Source organism: Escherichia sp. TW09308 (genome assembly GCF_000208565.1).
Taxonomy (GTDB): Bacteria; Pseudomonadota; Gammaproteobacteria; order Enterobacterales; family Enterobacteriaceae; genus Escherichia; species Escherichia marmotae.
This window is the reverse complement of sequence record NZ_AEME01000001.1, coordinates 3,163,729-3,188,174: the sequence shown is the minus strand read 5'-3', so window position 1 is coordinate 3,188,174 and position 24,446 is coordinate 3,163,729. Positions and strand designations below refer to the sequence as shown.

At 50.3% G+C, this 24,446-nt stretch carries 24 protein-coding genes and 1 tRNA gene; 10 read left to right on the top strand and 15 right to left on the bottom strand.

Annotation, left to right across the window (positions count from 1 at the left end; all coding sequences use genetic code 11):
* Window positions 1–132: 132 nt before the first annotated feature.
* Complete coding sequence (ushA, locus tag ESM_RS0115105) at window positions 133–1,785, top strand: bifunctional UDP-sugar hydrolase/5'-nucleotidase (protein ID WP_000670590.1); 1,653 nt, start codon at window positions 133–135, stop codon at window positions 1,783–1,785.
* A 36-nt stretch (window positions 1,786–1,821) separates the two neighbouring features.
* On the opposite strand, the gene ybaK is transcribed toward ushA, so the two are convergent.
* From ybaK to prmB, 8 genes are all read right to left on the bottom strand, one after another.
* On the bottom strand, window positions 1,822–2,301 hold the full coding sequence (ybaK, locus tag ESM_RS0115100) for a Cys-tRNA(Pro)/Cys-tRNA(Cys) deacylase YbaK (RefSeq protein ID WP_000186624.1): 480 nt from the start codon (window positions 2,299–2,301) through the stop codon (window positions 1,822–1,824).
* Between the two features lie 202 nt (window positions 2,302–2,503).
* Window positions 2,504–3,298: a TraB/GumN family protein gene (locus ESM_RS0115095; RefSeq protein ID WP_000365166.1), complete on the bottom strand. Its 795-nt coding sequence runs from the start codon at window positions 3,296–3,298 to the stop codon at window positions 2,504–2,506.
* A gap of 109 nt (window positions 3,299–3,407) precedes the next feature.
* The gene (locus ESM_RS0115090; RefSeq protein ID WP_000559761.1) at window positions 3,408–3,686 is read right to left on the bottom strand and encodes a YfcL family protein; all 279 of its coding nucleotides are present in this window, start codon (window positions 3,684–3,686) and stop codon (window positions 3,408–3,410) included.
* Window positions 3,687–3,718: 32 nt separating this feature from the next.
* The gene (gene epmC / locus ESM_RS0115085; RefSeq protein WP_001089254.1) at window positions 3,719–4,267 is read right to left on the bottom strand and encodes an elongation factor P hydroxylase; all 549 of its coding nucleotides are present in this window, start codon (window positions 4,265–4,267) and stop codon (window positions 3,719–3,721) included.
* Window positions 4,267–5,076, bottom strand: a complete 810-nt coding sequence (locus ESM_RS0115080) for a sulfite exporter TauE/SafE family protein (protein WP_000447350.1) — start codon at window positions 5,074–5,076, stop codon at window positions 4,267–4,269. The genes epmC and ESM_RS0115080 overlap by 1 nt, the downstream gene beginning before the upstream one ends.
* Entirely contained in the window at window positions 5,076–5,900 is an 825-nt protein-coding gene (gene mepA / locus ESM_RS0115075; RefSeq protein WP_001043833.1) for a penicillin-insensitive murein endopeptidase, read from the bottom strand. Before mepA ends, ESM_RS0115080 begins: the two co-directional genes overlap by 1 nt.
* A gap of 3 nt (window positions 5,901–5,903) precedes the next feature.
* Window positions 5,904–6,989, bottom strand: a complete 1,086-nt coding sequence (aroC, locus tag ESM_RS0115070; protein WP_010379055.1) for a chorismate synthase — start codon at window positions 6,987–6,989, stop codon at window positions 5,904–5,906.
* A 236-nt stretch (window positions 6,990–7,225) separates the two neighbouring features.
* Window positions 7,226–8,158: a 50S ribosomal protein L3 N(5)-glutamine methyltransferase gene (gene prmB, locus ESM_RS0115065; protein ID WP_001516801.1), complete on the bottom strand. Its 933-nt coding sequence runs from the start codon at window positions 8,156–8,158 to the stop codon at window positions 7,226–7,228.
* A gap of 165 nt (window positions 8,159–8,323) precedes the next feature.
* On the opposite strand from prmB, the gene smrB reads away from it, so the two are divergent.
* A complete protein-coding gene (smrB, locus tag ESM_RS0115060) occupies window positions 8,324–8,875 on the top strand; it encodes an endonuclease SmrB (RefSeq protein WP_000730816.1) in 552 nt (183 codons plus the stop codon).
* Window positions 8,876–8,943: 68 nt separating this feature from the next.
* Here smrB and sixA read toward each other — a convergent pair whose 3' ends face one another.
* The 4 genes from sixA to ESM_RS0115040 all read right to left on the bottom strand — a co-directional run bounded on the left by sixA (window position 8,944) and on the right by ESM_RS0115040 (window position 13,556).
* Window positions 8,944–9,429 carry a phosphohistidine phosphatase SixA gene (sixA, locus tag ESM_RS0115055; protein ID WP_001195823.1) on the bottom strand — a complete coding sequence of 162 codons (486 nt, stop codon included), beginning with the start codon at window positions 9,427–9,429 and terminating at the stop codon, window positions 8,944–8,946.
* 202 nt (window positions 9,430–9,631) lie between these two features.
* Window positions 9,632–11,776, bottom strand: coding sequence for a fatty acid oxidation complex subunit alpha FadJ (gene fadJ / locus ESM_RS0115050; protein WP_000426253.1), 2,145 nt, complete (start codon window positions 11,774–11,776; stop codon window positions 9,632–9,634).
* Entirely contained in the window at window positions 11,776–13,086 is a 1,311-nt protein-coding gene (gene fadI, locus ESM_RS0115045) for an acetyl-CoA C-acyltransferase FadI (RefSeq protein ID WP_000531934.1), read from the bottom strand. Before fadI ends, fadJ begins: the two co-directional genes overlap by 1 nt.
* Window positions 13,087–13,271: 185 nt before the next feature.
* Entirely contained in the window at window positions 13,272–13,556 is a 285-nt protein-coding gene (locus ESM_RS0115040) for a YfcZ/YiiS family protein (protein WP_001296261.1), read from the bottom strand.
* Between the two features lie 371 nt (window positions 13,557–13,927).
* Between ESM_RS0115040 and fadL the strand changes: the two genes are divergently transcribed.
* Window positions 13,928–15,268 (top strand): long-chain fatty acid transporter FadL, encoded by a 1,341-nt coding sequence (fadL, locus tag ESM_RS0115035; RefSeq protein WP_001516804.1) that lies wholly within the window; start codon window positions 13,928–13,930, stop codon window positions 15,266–15,268.
* Window positions 15,269–15,329: 61 nt separating this feature from the next.
* Here the strand turns inward: fadL and mlaA are convergent, their stop codons facing one another.
* On the bottom strand, window positions 15,330–16,085 hold the full coding sequence (gene mlaA / locus ESM_RS0115030; protein WP_000776778.1) for a phospholipid-binding lipoprotein MlaA: 756 nt from the start codon (window positions 16,083–16,085) through the stop codon (window positions 15,330–15,332).
* Window positions 16,086–16,377: 292 nt separating this feature from the next.
* Between mlaA and ESM_RS0115025 the strand changes: the two genes are divergently transcribed.
* On the top strand, window positions 16,378–17,310 hold the full coding sequence (locus tag ESM_RS0115025) for a formate/nitrite transporter family protein (protein ID WP_000368110.1): 933 nt from the start codon (window positions 16,378–16,380) through the stop codon (window positions 17,308–17,310).
* Window positions 17,311–17,385: 75 nt separating this feature from the next.
* Window positions 17,386–17,460, top strand: a tRNA-Arg gene (locus tag ESM_RS0115020).
* 13 nt (window positions 17,461–17,473) lie between these two features.
* On the opposite strand, the gene ESM_RS0115015 is transcribed toward ESM_RS0115020, so the two are convergent.
* Window positions 17,474–17,716, bottom strand: coding sequence for a YfdY family protein (locus ESM_RS0115015; protein WP_000639873.1), 243 nt, complete (start codon window positions 17,714–17,716; stop codon window positions 17,474–17,476).
* 385 nt (window positions 17,717–18,101) lie between these two features.
* Here ESM_RS0115015 and lpxP point away from each other — a divergent pair, with 385 nt between their 5' ends.
* Both lpxP and ypdK read left to right on the top strand, forming a co-directional pair.
* The gene (gene lpxP, locus ESM_RS0115010) at window positions 18,102–19,022 is read left to right on the top strand and encodes a kdo(2)-lipid IV(A) palmitoleoyltransferase (RefSeq protein ID WP_000484419.1); all 921 of its coding nucleotides are present in this window, start codon (window positions 18,102–18,104) and stop codon (window positions 19,020–19,022) included.
* Between the two features lie 355 nt (window positions 19,023–19,377).
* The gene (ypdK, locus tag ESM_RS1000000127850) at window positions 19,378–19,449 is read left to right on the top strand and encodes a membrane protein YpdK (RefSeq protein WP_010723117.1); all 72 of its coding nucleotides are present in this window, start codon (window positions 19,378–19,380) and stop codon (window positions 19,447–19,449) included.
* Between the two features lie 63 nt (window positions 19,450–19,512).
* Here the strand turns inward: ypdK and alaC are convergent, their stop codons facing one another.
* Window positions 19,513–20,751, bottom strand: coding sequence for an alanine transaminase (alaC, locus tag ESM_RS0115005; RefSeq protein ID WP_000785926.1), 1,239 nt, complete (start codon window positions 20,749–20,751; stop codon window positions 19,513–19,515).
* A gap of 376 nt (window positions 20,752–21,127) precedes the next feature.
* Here alaC and ypdA point away from each other — a divergent pair, with 376 nt between their 5' ends.
* From ypdA to ESM_RS0114990, 3 genes are read left to right on the top strand one after another with little or no spacing between them, the layout of a single operon-like run.
* Window positions 21,128–22,825: a two-component system sensor histidine kinase YpdA gene (gene ypdA / locus ESM_RS0115000; protein ID WP_000544386.1), complete on the top strand. Its 1,698-nt coding sequence runs from the start codon at window positions 21,128–21,130 to the stop codon at window positions 22,823–22,825.
* A 14-nt stretch (window positions 22,826–22,839) separates the two neighbouring features.
* Entirely contained in the window at window positions 22,840–23,574 is a 735-nt protein-coding gene (gene ypdB, locus ESM_RS0114995; protein WP_001516812.1) for a two-component system response regulator YpdB, read from the top strand.
* 13 nt (window positions 23,575–23,587) lie between these two features.
* Window positions 23,588–24,445, top strand: a complete 858-nt coding sequence (locus ESM_RS0114990; protein WP_000648321.1) for an AraC family transcriptional regulator — start codon at window positions 23,588–23,590, stop codon at window positions 24,443–24,445.
* Window position 24,446: the final 1 nt, after the last annotated feature.

Below are 24,446 nucleotides of genomic sequence, written 5' to 3'. Positions count from 1 at the left end.
AGGAAGTCTCAATGCTTAATACAGAATTTCCATTTTTGTATGTAGATTTACCATCACCACACACAGATTTGTCTATTATGTCGCGTCATACTAATTTTCAACACGTTGATATCTGGTCAGGGAGAGAGAAATATGAAGTTTTTGCAGCGGGGTGTGGCATTAGCATTATTAGCCGCATTTACACTGGCGAGTGAAACCGCCCAGGCTTATGAGCAGGATAAAACCTACAAAATTACGGTGCTTCATACCAACGATCACCACGGTCATTTCTGGCGTAATGAATATGGCGAATATGGTCTGGCGGCGCAAAAAACGCTGGTGGATGGTATCCGCAAAGAAGTCGCTGCTGAAGGTGGTAGCGTGCTGTTACTTTCTGGTGGCGACATTAACACCGGTGTACCGGAATCCGACTTACAGGATGCTGAACCTGATTTTCGCGGCATGAATCTGGTGGGTTATGACGCGATGGCGATCGGTAATCATGAATTTGATAACCCGCTCGCCGTATTACGTCAGCAGGAAAAGTGGGCTAAGTTCCCGTTGCTGTCCGCCAATATCTATCAAAAAAGTACCGGCGAGCGCCTGTTTAAACCCTGGGCGTTGTTTAAGCGTCAGGATCTGAAAATCGCGGTTATTGGTCTGACGACCGATGACACGGCGAAAATTGGTAACCCGGAATATTTCACTGACATTGAGTTTCGTAAACCTGCCGACGAAGCGAAGCTGGTGATTCAGGAACTGCAACAGACAGAGAAGCCGGACATTATTATCGCCGCCACGCATATGGGGCATTACGACAATGGTGAGCACGGTTCAAATGCTCCGGGCGATGTAGAGATGGCGCGCAGCTTGCCTGCCGGATCGCTGGCGATGATCGTCGGTGGTCACTCGCAAGATCCGGTCTGTATGGCGGCGGAAAATAAAAAACAGGTCGATTATGTTCCTGGTACGCCTTGTAAACCGGATCAACAAAACGGCATCTGGATTGTGCAGGCGCATGAGTGGGGGAAATACGTGGGGCGGGCTGATTTTGAGTTCCGCAATGGCGAAATGAAAATGGTCAACTACCAGTTGATTCCGGTGAATCTGAAGAAGAAAGTGACCTGGGAAGACGGGAAAAGTGAACGTGTGCTTTACACCCCGGAAATCGCTGAGAACCAGCAAATGATCTCGCTGTTATCGCCGTTCCAGAACAAAGGCAAAGCGCAACTGGAAGTGAAAATTGGCGAAACCAATGGTCGCCTGGAAGGTGACCGCAGCAAAGTCCGTTTTGTGCAGACCAATATGGGACGATTAATTCTGGCGGCACAAATGGATCGCACAGGCGCTGACTTCGCGGTGATGAGCGGCGGCGGGGTCCGCGACTCCATTGAGGCTGGTAATATCAGCTACAAAAACGTGCTGAAAGTGCAGCCGTTCGGCAATGTGGTGGTGTATGTGGATATGACGGGTAAAGAGGTGATTGATTACCTGACCGCCGTCGCGCAAATGAAGCCGGATTCCGGTGCCTATCCGCAATTTGCCAACGTCAGCTTTGTGGCGAAAGACGGCAAACTGAACGACCTGAAAATCAAAGGCGAAGCAATCGATCCGGCGAAAACTTACCGCATGGCGACATTAAACTTCAATGCCACCGGTGGTGATGGTTATCCGCGCCTTGATAACAAACCGGGTTATGTGAATACCGGCTTTATTGATGCTGAAGTGCTGAAAGGCTATATCCAGAAAAACTCGCCGCTGGATGCGAGCGCATATGAGCCGAAAGGTGAGGTAAGCTGGCAGTAATCTGAAAGTGCCGGATGTGCGCATCCGGCACAATGCTTAATCGCGGCGAGCAATATCGGCAAATTTCGCATCGAGGATCTTCGCCAGATCGCCTGCTGCCAGTTCGATATCTAACCCGCGTTTACCACCAGAAACATAAATGGTGGCAAATTCTTGCGCGGGGGCGTCGATGATCGTCGGCAGACGTTTTTTCTGCCCCAGTGGGCTAATTCCCCCAACCAGATACCCCGTGGTGCGTTGTGCCACCATCGGATCGGCCATCTCCACTTTCTTGGCACCCAGCGCCTTTGCCACCTTTTTAAGATCCAGTTGACCTGCGACTGGCGTAACGGCTACCGCCAGATGTTTCATATCGCCGTTCACCGCGACAAGCAGCGTTTTGTAGACCTGATCCGCATTTAAACCTAATTTTTTGACCACTTCATCGCCAAAATTAGTTTCAGCCGGATCGTGATCGTAGGTATGAATCTGGAAAGAAATCTTGTTTTTTTCGAGTAATTTAACTGCGGGTGTCATCGTAATTTTCCTGCCTCAAACAAAAAACGGAGAAAGCATACGCCTGATGGCGGCCCAAAAAAAAGAGTCATCTTGCCTAAGAGTATTGGCAGGATGGTGAGATTGAGCGACAATCGACTTACACCGTCGCTTAAAGTGACGGCATAATAATAAAAATATGAAATTCCTCTTTGACGGGCCAATAGCGATATTGGCCATTTTTTTAGCGCAGCATCTGCGGCAAATTCCCTTCTCCATATAAGTGCAGTGCGCCAACCGCGACCACATAGCGCCCCGGCGGCATAGCGCGTAATTTATCCCGCCAGGCAAGATTGCGCTGGTGCATCAGCACATCGTACAGCGACTGACTGAATGTATTGGGCAGCGTTATTTCATTATCTTGCGGTGGCGCATTCAGCCACCAGCTCATCATTTGTTGCAACAACCGGGCGTTGGTATGCCAGTGGGTCAGAGTATCGTCCAGCAGTGCCAGTCCGTTGTCGGGAAGCTGGAGCAACATGGCAATCTGATTTTCTGCCCCTTCCAGTTCAATCACGGGCTTATGTTGTTGCTTCGCTACCTGCAATAACTGGTAATCGATACCATATTCTGCCCGCAGCCCCAGTTTTTGCGCCTGTGTCGCCTGAAGAACCATCGCAATTTGCCACAGCGGTTGAGTAGAAAACAGCGAGGGAGAAATGCCCATCTCCTGGCTAATGTGTTGCAGGTTTTGCATCTGTTCTTCGCTGATACGCTCTTCCAGCGCCTCGCAGGAAGGGAGATTGGCAAATGGGGTATCGCTGGTGGAAACATCCGCCTCGACGATAAGCGCATCGGCTTGTTTGAGTTTTTTGAGCAGCCGGGCGGGCAGGGGAGCCATATCGTGGCTACCCATATGAATACTGCCAATGAGATGAAAATGACGATTACCGGAAAGAGAGATATCGATGGCAGGCCAGGTGTAATGATTACCGCGCAGCGCAGCCCAAAGTGTTTTTACCCGGTACAACAGATCCATACGACCTCCCTTTGTGAAATATCATGCTAGCGCGCGGGGAGGAATGGCGCAAATGGAGTTGATTGTTGCACTTGTGCACAGTGCTTTGTCCAGTAAAAGACGCCACAACTTACTGCTGTGAAGCCTGCTGAAACAGGTGTTCCCACATATCGGTCACCAGCGCCTGATCGCGTGGCGACAATTCACCCGCACCAATCGCTTTCTCCAGACTCTGGCTAACGGTTGTATGCACCGCCTGGGCGGAGTGGTCATCACCACTTTCCAGTTCTGCGATGGCTAACGTCAGGTGGCCACGCAAATACCCACTGGCAAACAACTCATCATCACTGGCATGGTCAACCATACCGTCGATTAATGCCAGAATGCGTGATTCAAACTCCGCGATCATCTTCTTTCCTCATTGTAAACGTGGCGCTGGCTTCAGTTGAGCGCTTCCGGCCACGGGAACTGTTCCGCCGTAAGTTCCGGCGTGTGATAATAATTTCGTAATGCTTTTATGAAGCGTGCCGGACGTTCAGGAATACCGTTCACCAGATAATCCATCACCTGCGCATGAACCCGTCGTTGGAATACCACACGATCCGGTTCGACGTCGCCTTCCAGGTTGTCGCAACTGACGTTAAACGGATATCCCGCCGCCACGCAGAACAACCAGTCAAGCGCCTGCGGCTTAACTTCAACATCTTCAAACTGGCTTTGCGTCCGGGCATCGCGTCCGTCAGGGCAATACCAGTAACCAAAATCAACCAGTTCACGGCGCGCTTTCCCGGCAATACACCAGTGCGAAATCTCGTGGATAGCACTGGCGTAAAAGCCATGAGCAAAGACGATTCGGTTATATGGAACTTCCGCATCAGCAGGAAGATAGATCGGTTCGTCGTCGCCTTTAATCAGACGGGTATTAAATTCATCGGCAAAGCAGCTATTAAAAATTTCAATCAACTGCTTGTAGTGGTGTGTACTGTTCATTAGTTCATCCCCAACCAGTGGAGGATCTCCTGTCCATGGCTATCATAAAGTAATTTGGCACTCATCACCGCCGAGACGATAACGATCATCGGGCGGATCAGTTTTTGTCCTTTGCTCAACACCAGTCTTGACCCCATACGCGCGCCGAGGAACTGCCCCACCAGCATCACGAATCCTGTCGCCCAAATCACTTTGCCGCCGAGAATAAACAGCAGCAGACCGCCGATGTTTGACGTTGCGTTAAGTAATTTGGCATGGGCGGTGGCTTTGGCGAGGTTAAAGCCGCACAGCGTAACGAAGGCCAGTGCGTAAAACGATCCGGCTGCCGGGCCAAAGAATCCGTCGTAAAAACCAACGCAGCCCCCTGCGACCAGCGCAAATGGCAGCCCATACATCCGACGCTGGCGATCTTCTTCTCCCAGTTTGGGCATCAGTAAGAAATAAAGACCGATACAAATCACCAGAATCGGTAAAATTTGCCGCAGCACATCAGCTTTAACGTACTGCACCAGCAGTGCGCCGCTCATCGAGCCGACAAAGGTCATGGCGATATTGAGTTTCTGATCGCTTAAGCTGACGACTTTGCGGCGAATAAAGTAGATGGTGGCGGAAATAGAGCCACCGCAGGCTTGCAGTTTGTTAGTTGCCAGCGCGTTAGCCGGAGACATCCCCGCCGCCATCAATGCCGGAATAGTGAGTAACCCACCACCACCGGCAATCGAGTCGATAAATCCCGCCAGTATCGCGACAAAAAAGAGAACTCCCAGCAACAGCGGGGAAACCATAAACAGGCTATTAAACGTTTCCATTAGATCACGTGCTCATCCAGTAGCGCCTGGCAGGAAGGCGGCAACGGAGGCGGTGTCTTCTTCTCAGGCTTTGTTGTTCCCGGTTTTGGTGGTTCAAACCAGCTTTGCAGTTCTGCCCCGCAACCATCGCCCGGCGGTGGTAAAGGTTGGTCTTCACACTCCAGGCTATCGGCAGGACAACGTAATCGTACATGCATATGTGCGCGATGCTGGAACCAGGGTCGCACTTTCCGCAACCAGTCACGATCGGTGCCTGCATCAAGGCAAAGTTGTTGTTTAATCGCCGGATTAACAAAAATGCGCGTCACGTCTTTGTCCTGCGCAGCAAGTTTGATCAGACTGAAAATTTCCGGCTTCCACAGCGTTGGGACGACATGCTTGCCATCACGGGAAACCAAATCCAGCGCCTGCGGACGCAAAAGTTGCGCGGCGGTCCAGCGAGTTTTCGGCAGTTGTAGGAAGATATCGACATCCAGTCCGGTCTGGTGGCTGGCGTGGCCGCCGTTGAAACGCCCACCTGCGGGCATCCCCATATCGCCAATCAGCACCGTCCCCATACCCAGATTGTTCACCTGGCTACTCAGACGCTGGATAAACATCACCAGATCCGGATGACCGAAATAGCGACGCTGATCGGTACGCATCACCTGATAATGTTCGGACTGTATCGGCAGCGTGTCAGCGCCGACGATACAGCCATTGGAAAAACTGCCTATCGATTGTGCGCTACCCGGCACAGGTTGGGTAATTTTTTGCCACGGCGTTGCTGCCAGGCTGGTGCTACTGGCAAGCAGGGCCAGCAGCGCAATCGCAGTTTTGTTCATTTTTTACCAGCGTGGAATATCAGTCTTCACATCGGCATTTTGCGCCCGTTGTCGTAACAGGTGATCCATCAAAACGATTGCCAGCATCGCTTCAGCGATCGGCACCGCGCGGATCCCGACACAAGGATCGTGACGGCCTTTGGTGATCATCTCAACTTCTTCGCCAAAGCGGTTAATTGTACGCCCAGGCACGGTAATGCTGGAGGTCGGTTTTAGCGCCATATGGGCAATGATTTGCTGCCCGCTGCTGATACCACCGAGAATACCGCCCGCATGGTTGCTCTGAAAACCTTCTTTGGTGATTTCGTCGCGGTTCTGGCTGCCACGCAGCGCCACCACGTCAAAACCGTCGCCAATTTCCACGCCTTTCACCGCATTAATGCTCATCAACGCGTGGGCGATGTCAGCATCCAGGCGATCAAATACCGGTTCGCCAAGTCCGGCAGGTACGCCACTGGCAACAACAGTCACTTTCGCACCGATGGAGTCGCCCTCTTTTTTCAGCGCGCGCATCAACTCATCTAACGCGTCGATTTTATCCGGGTCCGGGCAGAAGAACGGATTTTGTTCAACTTGCGACCAGTCTTTGATTTCCAGTGGAATGTCGCCCATCTGGCTCAGGCAGCCGCGAATTTCGATGCCAAATTTTCCGGCGAGATATTTTTTAGCAATTGCTCCAGCCGCAACGCGCATGGCGGTTTCACGGGCGGAAGAACGTCCGCCGCCGCGATAATCGCGCAGGCCGTATTTTTGTTCGTAGGTGTAATCAGCATGACCCGGACGGAAAACGTCTTTAATTGCGCTGTAATCTTGAGAGCGCTGGTCGGTGTTTTCGATCAACAAGCCAATACTGGTGCCGGTGGTGACACCTTCAAAAACGCCGGAAAGAATTTTGACCTGATCCGGTTCACGACGCTGTGTGGTATAGCGCGATGTCCCCGGGCGACGCCGGTCGAGATCGTGTTGCAGGTCTGCTTCCGTCAGCGGGATGCCTGGCGGAACACCATCGACGATGCAACCGAGCGCAAGCCCGTGCGATTCACCGAAGGTGGTTACGCGAAAGAGTTGTCCAATTGTGCTTCCAGCCATCACGGCTCCGTTATTGTTGTGTTTGCATTTTTTACTCTAAATAATTCAAGTTGCAGGAAGGCGACAAGTGAGTGAATCCCCAGGAGCTTACAGAAGTAAGTGACTGGGGTGAACGACAAATCCGCATGGAGCGGATTTGAACGCTACTTGCAGCGGCCCCGTAAGGGGTGAGGCCCATGGATGGGCCTAATAACCCGCAGACGCAGCACATGCAACTTAAAGAATGTCGAGTAAATTTAATCTTTATAAATACCAAAATGTTCTCGTGCCGCAATAAGCTGCGCTTTGGTGAGCATAAACACACCATCGCCACCGTTATCAAACTCCAGCCAGGTGAACGGAACATCCGGATATTGTTCCATCAGATGTACCATGCTGTTGCCGACTTCACAAATCAGTACACCATCATCAGCAAGATAATCCGCCGCGTTGCCGAGAATGCGACGTGTCAGTTTCAGGCCATCAGTGCCAGACGCCAGCCCCAGCTCCGGCTCGTGACGGTATTCGTTTGGCAGGTCGGACATATCTTCCGCATCGACATACGGCGGGTTGGTGACGATCAGGTCGTACTGCACTTTCGGCAAATCACGGAACAGATCGGAACGAATCGGTATGACGTTGTGGATCAGACCATGTTCTTCAATGTTCTGTTCGGCTACCGCCAGCGCGTCGGGAGAGATGTCCACCGCGTCGACTTCCGCTTCCGGGAAGGCATAAGCGCAGGCAATAGCAATGCAGCCACTACCGGTACACATATCCAGAATATGTTGCGGTTGCTTGCTGATAAGTCCGGCAAATTTATTGTTGATCAGTTCACCAATCGGTGAACGCGGCACCAGCACGCGTTCATCGACGTAAAATTCATGGCCGCAGAACCAGGCTTTGTTGGTCAGATAGGCAACCGGAACGCGCTCGTTGACGCGGCGGATCACGCGCTCAACAATACGGTGTTTTTCGCTGGAGGTCAGGCGGGCGTTGCGCATATCTTCCGGAATATCCAGCGGCAGGTAGAGCGACGGCAATACCAGTTGCACCGCTTCGTCCCACGGGTTGTCGGTGCCATGACCGTACCAGATATTTGCCGCGCTGAAGCGGCTAACCGACCAGCGCAACATGTCCTGAATGGTTTGCAGTTCATTTACTGCTTCATCAACGAAAATTTTATCCACGTATTCCTCCAGGGCATGGTCGCATTAATTTCGGCGGCTAGTTTGCCATGAAGATGACGATAAATCAGCATTCACGCGGCAATGACGCAGGAAAATTATGTTTTGGCCGATCGATTGCGCTACGAGTCGGGTAAACTGTAGGAAAAATAAAATAGAGATGCATAGATGAAAAAGAAAACAACTCTCAGCGAGGAGGATCAGGCCTTGTTTCGCCAGTTGATGGCGGGTACTCGCAAGATTAAGCAGGACACGATTGTCCATCGACCACAACGAAAAAAAGTCAGCGAAGTGCCGGTCAAGCGGTTGATTCAGGAGCAGGCTGATGCCAGCCATTATTTCTCTGATGAATTTCAGCCGTTATTAAATACCGAAGGCCCGGTTAAATATGTCCGCCCGGATGTCAGTCATTTTGAGGCGAAGAAACTGCGACGCGGTGATTATTCGCCGGAGTTGTTTCTTGATTTGCACGGCTTGACGCAGCTACAAGCCAAACAGGAACTGGGCGCATTAATTGCCGCCTGTCGCCGTGAACATGTGTTTTGCGCCTGTGTGATGCATGGGCACGGTAAGCATATTTTGAAGCAACAAACACCGCTGTGGCTGGCACAGCATCCGCATGTGATGGCATTTCACCAGGCACCAAAAGAGTACGGCGGCGACGCGGCGTTATTGGTATTGATTGAAGTGGAAGAGTGGCTGCCGCCAGAACTTCCCTGACATTCAATACAACAAGAGCCACTTAAGTGGCTCTCTGAAAGTTGATATGCGATATAAACGTTGCGTAATTATATCGCTTTTGCCATTTTCAAATTACACGGGCTCATCTGCCAGTTAAATTCGCCTTTTCCGCTTTCATCAAGCGTTACGCTGGCAATAGCTGAAGTGGTAAACATAGGCGGCGTTTCGCCCGGACATAACTCGGCTACCAGATAACCGACTAAGGGTAAGTGAGAGATAACCAGTACCGACCCGACTCCCTCGTTGGTCAATGCCTGAAGATAAGCACTAACCAGACCGACATCGCCGCAGGGCGTCAATTCTGGCAGAACTTCGACACTGGATGGCAGTTCCATACAATCACCTACGACATCCAGAGTTTGCTCGGCTCGCAGGAACGGGCTCACCAGAACACGTTCGACTTCCACTTTTTGACCTTTCAGCCAGTTCGCCATCAGGCGAGATTCGTCACAACCGTTAGTGGTCAGAGGACGAACCGAATCACTGGCGGCATCGAGGGCTGCGTCGCCGTGACGCATGATAAAAACTTGCATATTGCACCGCTTTTGTTAACCAGATTCACCCGTCTTCTTTCATCTGAAACCAGAGAAAGAAGACGGTGGCCGGCATTGTGCCTTATCCATTCACCGAATGAAACGCTGTTTTTTACCTCAATGGCGTAAGTATAGTCAATATGCGTTTACATTTTAACCATGACTCCACCATTCAGCGCGGATTCATATAGCTTTGACCTTCTTATTGCAGGTCAGTTGCAGTTGTTTTCCAAAAACTTTCCCCATGCTCGCTCATCTCAAGTAAACGCTCGCAAGGGGTAAAACGGGAACCATATTGCACGGCCAGTCGTTGCATTATTGCAACCACTTCGCCCGCGCCGAGAGAATCGATATAGCGGAACGGACCACCGAGAAATGGCGGAAAACCAATTCCAAATACTGCGCCAATATCCCCGTCTCGCACGCTACGGATAACCTGCTCGTCCAGACAACGTACTGCTTCATTCAGCATCAACATCACACACCGTTCAGCAACCTGCGGTGCGGACAGTCGCCCCTGCCCTTGCGCGCCAATCAACGGGTAAATGGCGGGATCAACCTGTTTTTTGCTTTTACGCCCTTTTTGGCGGTAAAGATAGAAACCCCGGCCATTTTTTCTACCTTTGCGATCGTCGTTCAAAATTGAAGAAACAACATTTGCAGGCGCACTAAAACGTTCTCCATAAGTTGCTTCCAGTACAGGAATAATTTTAGTCCCTGTGTCGATTCCTACCTCATCCAAAAGTTGGATTGGTCCCACCGGAAAACCAAATTTAACCAGTGCGGCATCAATGTGCTCAACACGCTCACCTTCGGTCAACATGCGGATAGCTTCATTAATGTAAGGTGCCAGAATGCGATTAACGTAAAATCCGGCTTTATCCTGCACCACGATTGGCGTTTTGCCCTGTTTTTTCGCCAGTTTTACCGTAGTGGCGAGGGTTTGCGCCGATGTCCCGGCGTGAGGAATGATTTCTACCAGCGGCATTTTTTCTACCGGGCTGAAGAAATGCAGGCCGATAACCTGCCCTGGTCGTGAGGCGTGAGCGGCAATATCGCTAATCGGTAAAGATGAGGTATTGGAGGCAAAAATTGTATGAGGGGCGCAGTTTTGCTCCACTTCCGCCACCATCTGTTGTTTTAATTCGAGATTTTCAAACACTGCTTCAATAATCAGATCGCGATGGGAAAAACCGTGATAATCCATAGAACCTGAAATCAGCACCAATTGTTTGTCGCGTTCACTGGCTTTGATATGCCGGCGGCGCACTTTCCCCTCCAACTGATCCCAACTGTATTTCAAAGCATGATTTATGCCCTGGGCGTTGATATCTTTAATTCTTACAGGTAGCCCCGCTTTACCGGCTGTAACGTAAGCAATACCACCCCCCATCAAGCCACCACCTAATATCCCCACGCTATTTAATGGGGCGGGGGCAACATCGCTGCCAGGATCTTTCTTCACGTCGGTACTGGCAAAAAAGATATTACGCAGAGCCTGTGATTGCGATGTCATTGCCAGTTCGCCAAAGGCCCGTGCTTCAGCGTCATAACCGCTACTGGAGCCCTGCGCTAATCCTGTTTCGATAACCTCAAGAATGCGTTCTGTCGCCGGGTAGTTGCCCTGGGTTTTCTGTTCTGTTTTCTTGCCTGCCATTTTGAATAACAGCGCACGACCTAATGGCCCGGCCATCACTCGTTCACGAATCGGGAGAGTCCGAGAAACTGTACGCTCCTGCTTCGCCAGCTCTACAGCGGCTTCCAGTAAAATAGAATGCGGAACGACGTCATCCACCAGCCCCAGCTTTAACGCCTGCTTTGCCCGTAGTTGCTTGCCAGTGAGGATCATCTCTAGTGCTGTGCTGACGCCGATCAGGCGCGGTAAACGCTGGGTGCCGCCTGAACCAGGTAACAACCCAAGTTGTACTTCCGGCAAGCCGAGCACGGTTTTAGGGTCGTCTGTACAGATACGACCGTGGCACGCCAGTGCCAGCTCCAGACCACCGCCCAGGCAAGCGCCGTGAATGGCGGCAATAACAGGAACTGGCAAAGCATGAATTTCCGCCATCAACTGTTGGCCCTGCCGCGCCAGTGCTTCCGCTTCTTGCGCGGTTTTGCAGTTGCCAATCATGTTGATGTCTGCACCGGCAATAAAGTTGTCCGGTTTAGCGGAGATAAACACTACGCCTCGAAGTTCTTTATTTTCGCGGAGTTGTTTAATAATGGCGCGCACCTGCGAGGCAAACTCTGCCTTCAGGGTATTCATTCTTTCGCCGGGAACGTCAATGGTGATGACGGCAATATTGTCCAGACGTACATTGAGGGTAAAAGCCGATACCATTTCCATTATTCCGCCTCCAGAACCATTGCCGCACCAAGTCCACCTGCGGCACAGGCGGTTACTAAACCAAATCCACCGCCGCGACGGCGAAGTTCGTGTAATGTCTGGGTAATCATCCGCGCGCCGGTTGCCGCGAAGGGATGACCATAAGCAATGGAACCGCCAAGCACGTTAAATTTGCTATCGTCCACTTCGCCAGTGGCATGTGCACGCCCCAGCACATCGCGGGCAAAACGTTCACTACCCAGCAACTGAATATTTGCCAGCGTCTGGGCGGCAAATGCTTCATGCATATCAATCAATGTCAGATCGGCCATCGTCAGGCCTGCTCTCTCCAGCGCCAGCGGCGTTGACCAGGCCGGACCGAGCAACATGTCCTGCCAGACATCAATAGCGGTAAACGCGTAACTGCGCAGATATCCCAGCGGCACCAGTCCTAATTCTTTCGCTCGCGATTCGGTCATCAGGATCACTGCCGCCGCGCCATCGGTCAGAGGCGTACTGTTCGCCGCAGTTACCGTTCCGTGTTTACGGTCAAATGCCGGACGCAGTTTTGCGTAATCAGCAAGCGTGGAATTACCGCGAATATTGTTGTCTTCCGCGAGGGGTTGTTTATAAGGAGGGATAAAGGCGGTCATCACCTCTTCTTTGAGTTTGCCTTCTGACCATGCCTGGGCAGCACGCTGGTGCGAACGGTGCGCCAGTGCATCTTGCTGTTCGCGGGTGATACCGTAGGTTTTCGCCATTTGTTCGGCGGTATCGCCCATTCGCAAACCGGTGGAATATTCCGCTACCGCAGGCGGAACAGGCATTAAGTCACGCAAACGCAAGCTGGAGAAGAGTTTAAGACGCTGGCGCAGCGTGCGGGCTTTGTTGACATCAACCAACACGCGCGCCAGTTTTTTACTGACGCCAATTGGCAATACCGAAGAGGAATCGGCCCCGCCAGCAATACCGGCGCGGATGGTTCCCGCCATCAGGCTTTCGGCCACGTTCGCAACCGCCTGGAAACTGGTAGCGCAAGCTCGGCTGACGCTGTATGCGTCGGTATGGACGTTCATTCCAGTGCCAAGAACAATTTCACGCGCAATATTGGGAGCCTCTGGCATTTGCACAACCTGACCAAAGACCAGTTGTTCAATCACTTCGGCGGGGATCTCACTACGTGCCAGCAGCTCACCGACGACCATCTTCCCCAAATCAACAGCGGGAATGCCATGAAAAGCCGTTGCCTGGCGAGCAAAAGGCGTACGTAACCCGCTAACGATGGCGATGCGATCGCCCTGGCGGGTAACCAGCGGTAAAACCTGACCCATAACACTCCCCTGTAAAAAAAGACATAAAGTGGTCTGACCTGATCATAGTCTTAACTATTTTTTTACATTTAGCCAAGTGGAGAAAAGGGAAAGTGGGAGCTATGACACAGAGAGAAAAGAAGAAGATAAAATAAAACGCCCCTGCCAACAACTGAACTGGCAGGGGCGTATGTACCCGAGAGGAATTAACGCAGACCCAACTGGAAAATCAGCATTTCAGCTTCGCAGGCAAAAGTGAAATCAATATCCAGGCGAACACCGTCAGACTCTTCAGTGAAAGTCGGGGTGATTTTGCATGGTTCGGATTCTACGCTACGGGCTTTTTCAGTCAGCGCCGCCAGCGTTTGTTCTGCTTCTGCGCGGTTTGCAAACACGCGGCTGTAAGACGCGGTGCAATCGGAGTTGTCCATAATGGTGCCAACATCCATACAGCAGCAAACCGGGGTTTCATCAGCACTACATTTACTCATCGTTGATTTCCTCTGTATGTGCACCCAAGGTGCCAGATAAACGTTACGGATATTTTACGCTTCTGAAAAGTGCTGCTCCAGTTGTTAATTCTGCAAAATCAGATAAGTGACCGAAATCACACTTAAAAATGATCTAAAACAAAATTCACCTGGATGAATGAGTGCGCCACCTCCAAATTTTGCCAACTGGATCGCGTTTCTTAGATCATATTTGAAAAAATATAGAAACATACTTGCAACATTCCATCTGGTCAGACCTATACTCTCGCCACTGGTCTGATTTCTAAGATGTACATCAGCCCCTACACTTCGCGCTCCTGTTACAGCACGTAACATAGTTTGTATAAAAATAAATTATTGAGGTTATGGTCATGAGCCAGAAAACCCTGTTTACAAAGTCTGCTCTCGCAGTCGCAGTGGCACTTATCTCCACCCAGGCCTGGTCGGCAGGCTTTCAGTTAAACGAATTTTCTTCCTCTGGCCTGGGTCGGGCTTATTCAGGGGAAGGCGCTATTGCCGATGATGCTGGTAATGTCAGCCGTAACCCCGCGTTGATTACCATGTTTGACCGCCCGACTTTTTCTGCGGGTGCGGTTTATATTGATCCGGATGTGAATATCAGCGGAACTTCTCCGTCTGGTCGTAGCCTCGACGCGGATAACATCGCACCTACAGCATGGGTTCCGAACGCACACTTTGTTGCGCCGATTAACGACCAATTTGGTTGGGGGGCTTCCATTACCTCTAACTATGGTCTGGCGACAGAGTTTAATGACACTTATGCAGGCGGTTCTGTCGGTGGTACAACCGACCTCGAAACCGTGAATATGAATTTAAGCGGTGCCTACCGCTTAAACAACGCCTGGAGTTTCGGTCTTGGTCTTAACGCCGTCTATGCTCGTGCAAAAATTGAACGTTTTGCAGGTGATCTGGGGCAACTGGTTGCTGGTCAGATTATGCAATCTCCCGCCGGACGGACACCACAGGGACAAGCGCTGGCTGCAGCCGCTAATGATATTGAAAGTAACACCAAAATTGCTCATCTGAACGGCAACCAGTGGGGCTTTGGCTGGAACGCCGGGATCCTGTATGAACTGGATAAAAACAACCGCTACGCGTTGACCTACCGTTCTGAGGTAAAAATTGACTTCAAAGGTAACTACAGCAGCGACTTGCCAATTGGCCTGAATAACTACAATCTCGGTTTGCCTGGTGCTACAGGTGGCGCAACGCAGTCGGGTTATCTGACGCTGAACCTGCCTGAAATGTGGGAAGTGTCTGGTTATAACCGTGTTGATCCGCAGTGGGCGATTCACTATAGCCTGGCTTACACCAGTTGGAGTCAGTTCCAACAACTGAAAGCAACCTCAACCGGTGGCGACACGCTGTTCCAGAAACATGAAGGCTTTAAAGATGCTTACCGCATCGCGTTGGGTACAACTTATTACTACGATGATAACTGGACCTTCCGTACCGGCATTGCCTTCGATGACAGCCCAGTTCCGGCACAGAACCGTTCTATCTCCATTCCGGATCAGGACCGTTTCTGGCTGAGCGCAGGTACTACTTACGCATTTAATAAAGATGCTTCTGTAGATGTCGGCGTCTCTTATATGCACGGTCAGAGCGTGAAGATCAACGAAGGTCCATATCAATTCGAGTCTGAAGGTAAAGCCTGGCTGTTCGGGACTAACTTTAACTACGCGTTCTAATAACACGTTAGCTTAATAAGAAAAAAGGTGAGTTTTACGACTCACCTTTTTTATTTGCATCTTATTCAGAATCGATATCTTTTAAATCATCCTGAATCGCTTGCGCGTTCGGGTTTTCCTGCGGTTTGAGTTCGCCGCCATTGGCGATGAAATCATGACGCTGGAAGTAAGCCTCGCGAACCATAATATAAGGATCGGACGACTGACGAAGCAGACCGTCGGAATCCAGCAACTGCGCACGGGTTTCGATCCCTTCAAGCGTCCATTTACCCACAGACATCGGCCAGGTCAACCAGGAAAGTACCGGGTAAAGAGCATCTGCCATATCACCGCCGTCATCACGCAGCGTGAAACTACCGTAGAACGGTAACTGAACATACGGCCCATAGCCCACGCCATAGTGACCGAGCGTACTACCAAAACGGTGAGGTTCAGTACGTTGCAGTTTCGGATTCGCCATCCCCGCAACATCAATAAAGCCGCCCATCCCCAAAATGGTGTTCAGGAAAAAGCGGGTAAAGTGAACCATCCCCTGATAAGGGTCGCCCTGCAGGAAATAGTTAACCATCACCGCAGGTTCTTCAAGGTTGCCGGTAAAATTGCTCAAACCGTTACGCGCCGGTTGCGGAACATAATCACGCCAGGCGACAGCTACCGGTCGAACCACATACGGGTCTAACACATTGAAGTTAAAATTGTACATGGTGCGGTTGAACCCTTCTAACGGGTCTGAACGCCCTTGCTGATCTGTACCGGAACTCGCACACCCCACCAGAAGCGTAGTTCCCAGAGCAAGCGCCGACAGGCGAAGCTTCATAAATGTCTCCCTGTTTTTTATGGCTTATGCAGTTTGCCATCCATGACGGAACGATACCGTATCCGCCTGTTTAGGTGTGGGCGATTGTAGCAGCACGTCAACTGATGTCCAGACGCCCTGAAATGCTGATTTGATCATAGCCTGGTAATCGCCGCCCTGTAGGCTACTTGATTCCGTAGAAACAGAAAAAGGCAAACGCGGCCTTTTATACATTTTCAGAGTAACTCCCGCCAGTTGCGAGCAAAAAAGCCGCTACGCTTTAGCTATGCGTGCTAATTCAAGAGACGACACCATGGATAACGACAAAATAGATAAACACAGCGACGAACTTGAAGTAGAGAGTGAAGAAAAAGAACGCGGGAAAAAAATAGAAATAGATGAAGACCGACTCCCCTCCAGAGCGATGGCTATTCACGAGCATATCCGCCAGGACGGCGAAAAAGAGCTGGAACGCGACGCAATGGCGCTACTGTGGTCAGCTATTGCTGCGGGCCTGTCGATGGGCGCTTCGCTACTGGCAAAAGGTATATTTCATGTCGAACTGGAAGGTGTACCGGGGAGTTTTTTGCTGGAGAATCTGGGTTATACCTTTGGTTTTATTATCGTCATTATGGCACGCCAGCAATTATTTACTGAGAATACCGTAACTGCGGTACTGCCGGTAATGCAAAAACCGACTATCGGCAACATCGGCTTACTGATGCGGTTATGGGGCGTCGTGTTGCTGGGTAATATTCTTGGAACAGGTATTGCGGCGTGGGCGTTTGAGTATATGCCTATCTTTAATGAAGAAACCCGCGATGCGTTTGTCAAAATCGGCATGGATGTAATGAAAAACACCCCCAGCGAGATGTTTGCCAACGCGATTATCTCCGGCTGGCTGATAGCCACAATGGTATGGATGTTCCCTGCGGCAGGAGCGGCAAAGATTGTGGTAATTATATTAATGACGTGGCTTATCGCCCTGGGTGACACCACTCACATCGTCGTGGGTTCTGTAGAGATCCTCTATCTGGTATTTAACGGCACGCTGCACTGGAGCGATTTCATCTGGCCATTTGCGCTACCTACTCTGGCGGGGAATATTTGCGGCGGCACTTTCATCTTCGCGTTAATGAGCCATGCACAGATCCGCAACGATATGAGTAACAAGCGTAAAGAAGAGGCCCGCCAGAAAGCAGAATGTGCGGAAACTATTAAGAAAAATGATAAAAACCCGGTGTAAGTGGCGAGGGTTTAAGCAATCGAGCGGCGGTGTACTTACTCCGCTGTTTAATAGCGGTTATACTCATGCCGCATTGTCCTCTTAGTTAAATGGATATAACGAGCCCCTCCTAAGGGCTAATTGCAGGTTCGATTCCTGCAGGGGACACCATATCTCCCCCTCATTACCGCCTTCCATACCCCACCATAAAGCGGATCATCAAGCCACAAGCCGGGGCAAGAAACATAAATATCCCCGTTGCCAGCTCATTACCGCCAGTTAACCACATAGTGAAGTAATAAATGAGTGCGGCAAGGATCACCATGCCAAAAAAAGAAGAAACGGCAGATGCTATATTCAGTACCTGACCGATATACCCACTAACACAGACAATGCAAAGCGCGAGAAACATCCATAAATAAATCATAGCTCAACCTCCTGCCGTGCTAAAAAACCTGTAACTTCAGTTACTTTTATAGTAAGACAATCCTTATATACTTGCAATTTACGCAACAATTTATCAACATTCTTCTCTTACCCGACCAGCAGTGGAGTTAAAACAAGGTGTTACAAACGGTTCTTTGTCAGGTGGAAAAATATTTATTCAGCATGATTAATAAAAAGTGGCTGAAAACGATCTGCCAGTGTTACAGTAGAAGTACCGCATTCATGCTCCTCGTGGTTTTGTCCTGGCTAGTCTTTACACTCTTTACAGGAACCATTGTCGTACATGATGGCCTAATATATTGAGTGTACCGCTGTCGACATGGAATCTTCTGCGATACAACAATTAGTATCTACAGAAGGTAACTATGTTTCCACAACGCAAATTTTCCCGCGAGTTTCTCCATCCTCGCTACTGGCTCACGTGGTTTGGTCTTGGCGTACTCTGGCTTTGGGTACAACTTCCTTATCCTGTTCTGTGCTTTCTTGGCACACGTATCGGCACGATGGCCAGACCATTTCTGAAACGTCGCGAATCCATCGCGCGTAAAAACCTTGAACTTTGTTTCCCGCAGCATTCTTCTGAAGAACGCGAGAAGATCATTGCCGAAAACTTTCGCTCGCTTGGTATGGCGCTGGTTGAAACCGGAATGGCGTGGTTCTGGCCCGATCGTCGCGTGCGTAAGTGGTTTGATGTCGAAGGCCTGGATAACCTGCAACGCGCACAAATGCAAAATCGTGGCGTAATGGTCGTCGGCGTACATTTTATGTCGCTGGAACTGGGTGGCCGCGTAATGGGACTTTGCCAGCCAATGATGGCAACTTATCGTCCGCATAATAACCAGTTGATGGAATGGGTGCAGACTCGTGGTCGCATGCGCTCTAACAAAGCGATGATCGGCAGAAATAATCTGCGCGGTATTGTCGGCGCTTTGAAAAAAGGTGAAGCCGTATGGTTTGCCCCCGACCAGGATTATGGTCGTAAGGGTAGCTCCTTCGCCCCGTTCTTTGCGGTAGAAAATGTCGCAACAACCAATGGCACCTACGTATTGTCTCGCCTTTCAGGTTCCGCCATGTTGACTGTGACAATGGTTCGAAAAGCCGATTACAGCGGATACCGTTTGTATATCACCCCAGAAATGGAAGGTTACCCGACTGATGAATGTCAGGCTGCCGCTTATATGAACAAGGTTATTGAGAAAGAGATTATGCGTGCACCGGAGCAATATCTCTGGATCCACCGCCGCTTCAAAACACGTCCGGTGGGTGAAGCGTCGTTATACGTTTAACAAACGACCCGTTCTCTTTCCCTCTTCAAATTAGCCACAATAACTCAATGGTTTTTATGGCTTTTTTCTTAAGGCTTTTCCCTTCGCTAAATCGTGAATTATTACTGGCAGAAATTAAACTGTCGTCGATATGAGACACTCGTAAGTTACTAAAAGTAAATAAGAAAATGCCACTTGTTTCAATTTAGTTTTAGGCGTACATTAGCGCCGTCTCGAGCAAATCAGCTCAGAATTCTGGGATGATGCCCACGGCAAAGCTGAGGACTTTTAAGGTCGTTTTGCCCGGTGTCAACTCACTGTACCAGATGTAGTGAAGTCATTCAGGCGTAACAGTAATTACGCGGAGAGATGTAAAGTGAAATATTTCTTTATGGGCATTTCTTTTATGGTCATCGTTTGGGCCGGTACTTTTGCCCTGATGATCTAAAAGCAAACTGTGCAATGAAAAACAGGAGCCGTCTGGCTCCTGTTTGCTTTTCTGAGAATACATTTATTCGCCGTTTTCGTGAATATGTTTACTGCTGGCTGGCAGTAAGCCATCAGCGCGGAACATTGCTTTGATACCTCTGACAGCCTGACGAATGCGGTCACGGTTTTCAATTAACGCAAAGCGTACATGGGTGTCACCGTAGTCACCAAAACCGATACCCGGCGAGACGCAAACCTTCGCTTCATTGAGCAGCTTTTTGGCAAATTCCAGAGAGCCCATCGCTGCATATGGTTCCGGGATTTTTGCCCAAACATACATTGAGGCTTTCGGTATTTCGACCATCCAGCCCGCTTCATGCAGCCCTTTTACCAGCACATCGCGACGGCGCTTATACTGTTCGGCAATGTCGCGCACACACTGCTGATCGCCTTCCAGCGCCGCAATAGCCGCCACCTGCAACGGTGTAAAGGTGCCGTAATCGTGATAGCTTTTGATGCGTGCCAACGCGCTGACCAGCGTTTTGTTGCCAACCATAAAGCCGATACGCCAGCCTGCCATGTTGTAACTTTTCGACAGCGTAAAGAACTCGACCGCTACGTCGCGTGCGCCCGGAACCTGCATAATTGACGGCGCTTTCCAGCCATCGTAGACGATATCGGCATAAGCCAGGTCATGAACCACCAGCACATCGTAGCGTTTCGCCAGCGCAACAACCTTTTCGAAGAACTCCAGTTCCACGCATTGCGCGGTTGGGTTCGACGGGAAGCCGAGGATCATCATCTTCGGTTTCGGATAACTCTCGCGAATAGCACGTTCCAGTTCATTGAAAAAATCAACACCCTCCACCAGCGGTACTGAACGTACCTGCGCCCCGGCAATCACCGCACCGTAGATATGAATCGGGTAGCTGGGATTAGGCACCAGCACCGTATCACCGTGATCCAGCGTCGCCAGCATCAGGTGCGCCAGCCCCTCTTTCGAGCCAATGGTGACGATGGCTTCTGATTCCGGGTCGATTTCAACGTCGTAACGATCCTGATACCAGCGAGAAATGGCGCGACGTAACCGTGGAATGCCGCGTGAAGTGGAGTAACCGTGCGTATCCGGGCGCTGTGCTACAGTGCATAACTTTTCAACAATATGCGGCGGAGTTGCGCCGTCAGGGTTACCCATACTGAAATCGATAATATCTTCGCCGCGCCGACGCGCAGCCATTTTCAGTTCAGCGGTAATGTTAAAAACGTAAGGCGGGAGACGATCAATACGCGTAAAGCGACGTTCAGGGCGAGTGTCAGCCATAATTTCCTCAGATTAACGTGAGCGCCCGGACCGTCCGAGCGACGCTACCACGATAGGTGGCTGTTTTGAAAATAGCCTGAATAAAATCTGTCTGTCGAGCGTTTTAGCAAAAAAATTTTTGCTGCCATAAAAGAGGAACATCAGTAATAAAACAGGAAATTCTCACCTTTTCCCAAGAAAACACCACCACATTAATTAACATTATAATTTCAATAAATTTACCAACCTGATGTGCATTATCAAGATATGTATTGCCAATGCACCATTTACCTGACAATCCCCTTTTAAATTTGTGGTTTTTCCTCAAAAATGGTCTGCTGGTCATCAGCCCTCAGGTTACCTATCATAGAGGTTTAATCCTTATCCAGAGTTACCCGTGCACGAAATATTCAACATGCTGCTAGCGGTCTTCGATCGGGCAGCGTTAATGCTTATCTGCCTGTTCTTCCTTATTCGTATCCGCCTGTTTCGCGAGTTGTTACACAAGTCGGCGCACTCACCAAAAGAGTTGCTTGCCGTTACCGCCATTTTCTCGTTGTTCGCCCTGTTCAGCACCTGGTCCGGCGTGCCGGTGGAAGGCTCGCTGGTTAACGTGCGTATTATTGCGGTAATGTCAGGCGGGATTTTATTTGGCCCGTGGGTGGGCATCATTACCGGCGTAATAGCCGGGATTCACCGCTATCTTATTGATATTGGAGGCGTGACGGCGATCCCCTGCTTTATCACCAGTATTCTGGCGGGCTGTATTTCTGGCTGGATTAACCTGAAAATCCCCAAAGCGCAGCGTTGGCGCGTCGGTATTCTGGGCGGTATGCTCTGCGAAACACTAACCATGATTCTGGTGATTGTCTGGGCACCAACCACCGAGCTGGGGCTGGATATCGTCTCCAAAATCGGGATTCCGATGATCCTCGGCAGTGTCTGTATCGGCTTTATTGTACTGCTGGTGCAAAGCGTTGAAGGCGAAAAAGAGGCCAGCGCTGCGCGGCAGGCCAAGCTGGCGCTGGATATTGCCAATAAAACCCTGCCGCTGTTTCGTCACGTGAATAGCGAATCGTTACGTAAAGTCTGTGAAATTATCCGTGACGACATTCACGCCGACGCGGTGGCAATTACCAATACCGAGCATGTGCTGGCCTATGTCGGTGTGGGCGAGCATAACTACCAGAATGGCGATGACTTCATTAGCCCAACGACGCGTCAGGCGATGAATTATGGGAAAATCATCATTAAAAACAATGATGAAGCCCACCGCACACCGGAAATCCACTCGATGCTGGTGATCCCATTGTGGGAGAAAGGCGTTGTGACCGGAACGCTGAAAATTTACTACTGCCACGCGCACCAGATTACGTCCTCATTACAGGAGATGGCGGTAGGACTGTCGCAAATTATCTCCACCCAACTGGAGGTTTCCCGTGCCGAGCAGTTACGTGAAATGGCAAATAAGGCAGAGCTTCGCGCCCTGCAAAGTAAAATTAATCCCCATTTCCTGTTTAACGCACTGAACGCAATCTCCTCATCGATTCGTCTGAATCCAGATACCGCTCGCCAGTTGATCTTTAATCTGTCGCGTTATCTGCGCTATAACATTGAATTAAAAGACGATGAGCAAATCGATATTAAAAAAGAGCTATATCAAATCAAAGACTATATCGCCATTGAGCAGGCCCGCTTTGGTGACAAGCTGACGGTTATCTATGATATTGATGAAGAGGTGAATTGCTGTATTCCCAGCCTGCTGATTCAGCCGTTGGTGGAGAACGCCATTGTCCACGGCATTCAACCCTGTAAAGGAAAAGGTGTTGTAACTATTAGCGTCGCAGAGTGCGGTAATCGGGTCCGCATTGCGGTCAGAGATACCGGGCACGGCATCGATCCACAAGTGATTGAACGAGTCGAAGCGAACGAAATGCCAGGTAATAAAATAGGCCTGTTGAATGTGCATCATCGCGTGAAGTTATTGTATGGCGAGGGGCTGCATATCCGCCGTCTGGAACCCGGAACGGAAATTGCGTTTTACATTCCTAACCAACGCACCCCTGTCGCCTCACAGGCTACGTTATTGCTTTGAGCCGGAGTGATATTGTGAAAGTCATCATTGTTGAAGACGAATTCCTGGCGCAACAGGAACTGAGCTGGCTAATTAAAGAGCATAGCCAGATGGAGATTGTCGGCACCTTTGACGACGGTCTGGACGTGTTGAAGTTTTTGCAACATAACCGCGTCGACGCCATTTTTCTGGATATCAATATTCCGTCGCTGGATGGCGTGCTGCTGGCGCAAAACATCAGCCAGTTCGCCCATAAACCGTTTATTGTGTTTATCACCGCGTGGAAAGAACATGCGGTAGAAGCGTTTGAACTGGAGGCGTTTGACTACATTCTCAAACCGTATCAGGAATCACGCATCACCGGGATGCTACAAAAACTGGAAGCGGCCTGGCAGCAACAGCAAACCAGCAGTACGCCTGCGGTAACAGTAACGCGGGAGAATGACACCATTAATCTGGTGAAAGATGAGCGAATTATCGTCACGCCAATTAATGATATCTATTACGCCGAAGCGCACGAAAAAATGACCTTTGTCTATACGCGGCGTGAATCCTACGTGATGCCGATGAACATCACCGAGTTTTGCAGCAAATTGCCGCCGTCGCATTTTTTCCGCTGCCATCGCTCATTTTGTGTCAATCTGAACAAAATCCGCGAAATCGAACCGTGGTTTAATAACACCTACATTCTGCGACTGAAAGATCTGGATTTTGAAGTGCCTGTCAGCCGCAGCAAAGTTAAAGAATTCAGACAATTAATGCATCTATAAATCGGGGATATCCATGAAAGCAACAGGCTTGCCCGCCGATCAACAATTTTTCGCAGATCTGTTCAGCGGCCTGGTGCTTAACCCACAGCGACTGGGGCGCGTCTGGTTTGCCAGCCAGCCCGCCTCGTTGCCGGTGGGCAGTTTATGTATTGATTTCCCCCGGCTGGATATTGTGCTGCGCGGTGAATACGGCAATCAACTGGCAGCAAAACAGCAACGCATGGTGGAAGGGGAAATACTGTTTATTCCGGCGCGCGCGGCTAATTTACCGGTCAACAACAAACCTGTTATGTTGTTAAGCCTGGTGTTTGCACCAACATGGCTGGGGTTGTCGTTTTACGATAGCCGTACCACCACACTGTTACATCCGGTTCGCCAGCTCCAGCTTCCCAGCCTGCAACGCGGTGAAGGTGAAGCAATACTCACCGCCCTCACCCATCTCAGCCGTTCGCCGCTGGAGCAGAATATCATTCAACCGTTGGTACTCAGTTTGCTGCATCTTTGCCGCAACGTGGTAAATATGCCGCCGGGTCATTCGCAGCCGCGCGGCGATTTTCTCTATCACAGCATTTGTAACTGGGTTCAGGATAATTATGCCCAGCCGCTCACCCGCGAGAATGTGGCGCAGTTTTTTAATATCACGCCAAATCACCTGTCAAAACTGTTTGCGCTGCATGGGACGATGCGATTTATCGAGTATGTGCGTTGGGTGCGGATGGCGAAGGCGAGGATGATTTTGCAGAAATACCACCTGTCAATTCATGAAGTAGCACAACGCTGCGGCTTTCCGGATAGCGACTATTTTTGTCGCGTCTTCCGGCGTCAGTTTGGTCTGACGCCAGGAGAGTACAGCGCCCGTTTTCAGGGCTAAA

Coding starts and splice junctions, on each gene's coding strand:
- ybaK (WP_000186624.1), bottom strand. CDS start 2,301: ATGACACCCGCAGTTAAATTACTCGAAAAAAACAAGATTTCTTTCCAG.
- fadJ (WP_000426253.1), bottom strand. CDS start 11,776: ATGGAAATGGTATCGGCTTTTACCCTCAATGTACGTCTGGACAATATT.
- ushA (WP_000670590.1), top strand. CDS start 133: ATGAAGTTTTTGCAGCGGGGTGTGGCATTAGCATTATTAGCCGCATTT.
- mepA (WP_001043833.1), bottom strand. CDS start 5,900: ATGAACAAAACTGCGATTGCGCTGCTGGCCCTGCTTGCCAGTAGCACC.
- ESM_RS0115015 (WP_000639873.1), bottom strand. CDS start 17,716: ATGATTTATTTATGGATGTTTCTCGCGCTTTGCATTGTCTGTGTTAGT.
- smrB (WP_000730816.1), top strand. CDS start 8,324: ATGAAAAAGAAAACAACTCTCAGCGAGGAGGATCAGGCCTTGTTTCGC.
- ESM_RS0115090 (WP_000559761.1), bottom strand. CDS start 3,686: ATGATCGCGGAGTTTGAATCACGCATTCTGGCATTAATCGACGGTATG.
- ESM_RS0115025 (WP_000368110.1), top strand. CDS start 16,378: ATGGATAACGACAAAATAGATAAACACAGCGACGAACTTGAAGTAGAG.
- ESM_RS0115095 (WP_000365166.1), bottom strand. CDS start 3,298: ATGGATCTGTTGTACCGGGTAAAAACACTTTGGGCTGCGCTGCGCGGT.
- ESM_RS0115080 (WP_000447350.1), bottom strand. CDS start 5,076: ATGGAAACGTTTAATAGCCTGTTTATGGTTTCCCCGCTGTTGCTGGGA.
- fadI (WP_000531934.1), bottom strand. CDS start 13,086: ATGGGTCAGGTTTTACCGCTGGTTACCCGCCAGGGCGATCGCATCGCC.
- alaC (WP_000785926.1), bottom strand. CDS start 20,751: ATGGCTGACACTCGCCCTGAACGTCGCTTTACGCGTATTGATCGTCTC.
- ESM_RS0114990 (WP_000648321.1), top strand. CDS start 23,588: ATGAAAGCAACAGGCTTGCCCGCCGATCAACAATTTTTCGCAGATCTG.
- aroC (WP_010379055.1), bottom strand. CDS start 6,989: ATGGCTGGAAGCACAATTGGACAACTCTTTCGCGTAACCACCTTCGGT.
- mlaA (WP_000776778.1), bottom strand. CDS start 16,085: ATGAAGCTTCGCCTGTCGGCGCTTGCTCTGGGAACTACGCTTCTGGTG.
- fadL (WP_001516804.1), top strand. CDS start 13,928: ATGAGCCAGAAAACCCTGTTTACAAAGTCTGCTCTCGCAGTCGCAGTG.
- lpxP (WP_000484419.1), top strand. CDS start 18,102: ATGTTTCCACAACGCAAATTTTCCCGCGAGTTTCTCCATCCTCGCTAC.
- sixA (WP_001195823.1), bottom strand. CDS start 9,429: ATGCAAGTTTTTATCATGCGTCACGGCGACGCAGCCCTCGATGCCGCC.
- epmC (WP_001089254.1), bottom strand. CDS start 4,267: ATGAACAGTACACACCACTACAAGCAGTTGATTGAAATTTTTAATAGC.
- ESM_RS0115040 (WP_001296261.1), bottom strand. CDS start 13,556: ATGAGTAAATGTAGTGCTGATGAAACCCCGGTTTGCTGCTGTATGGAT.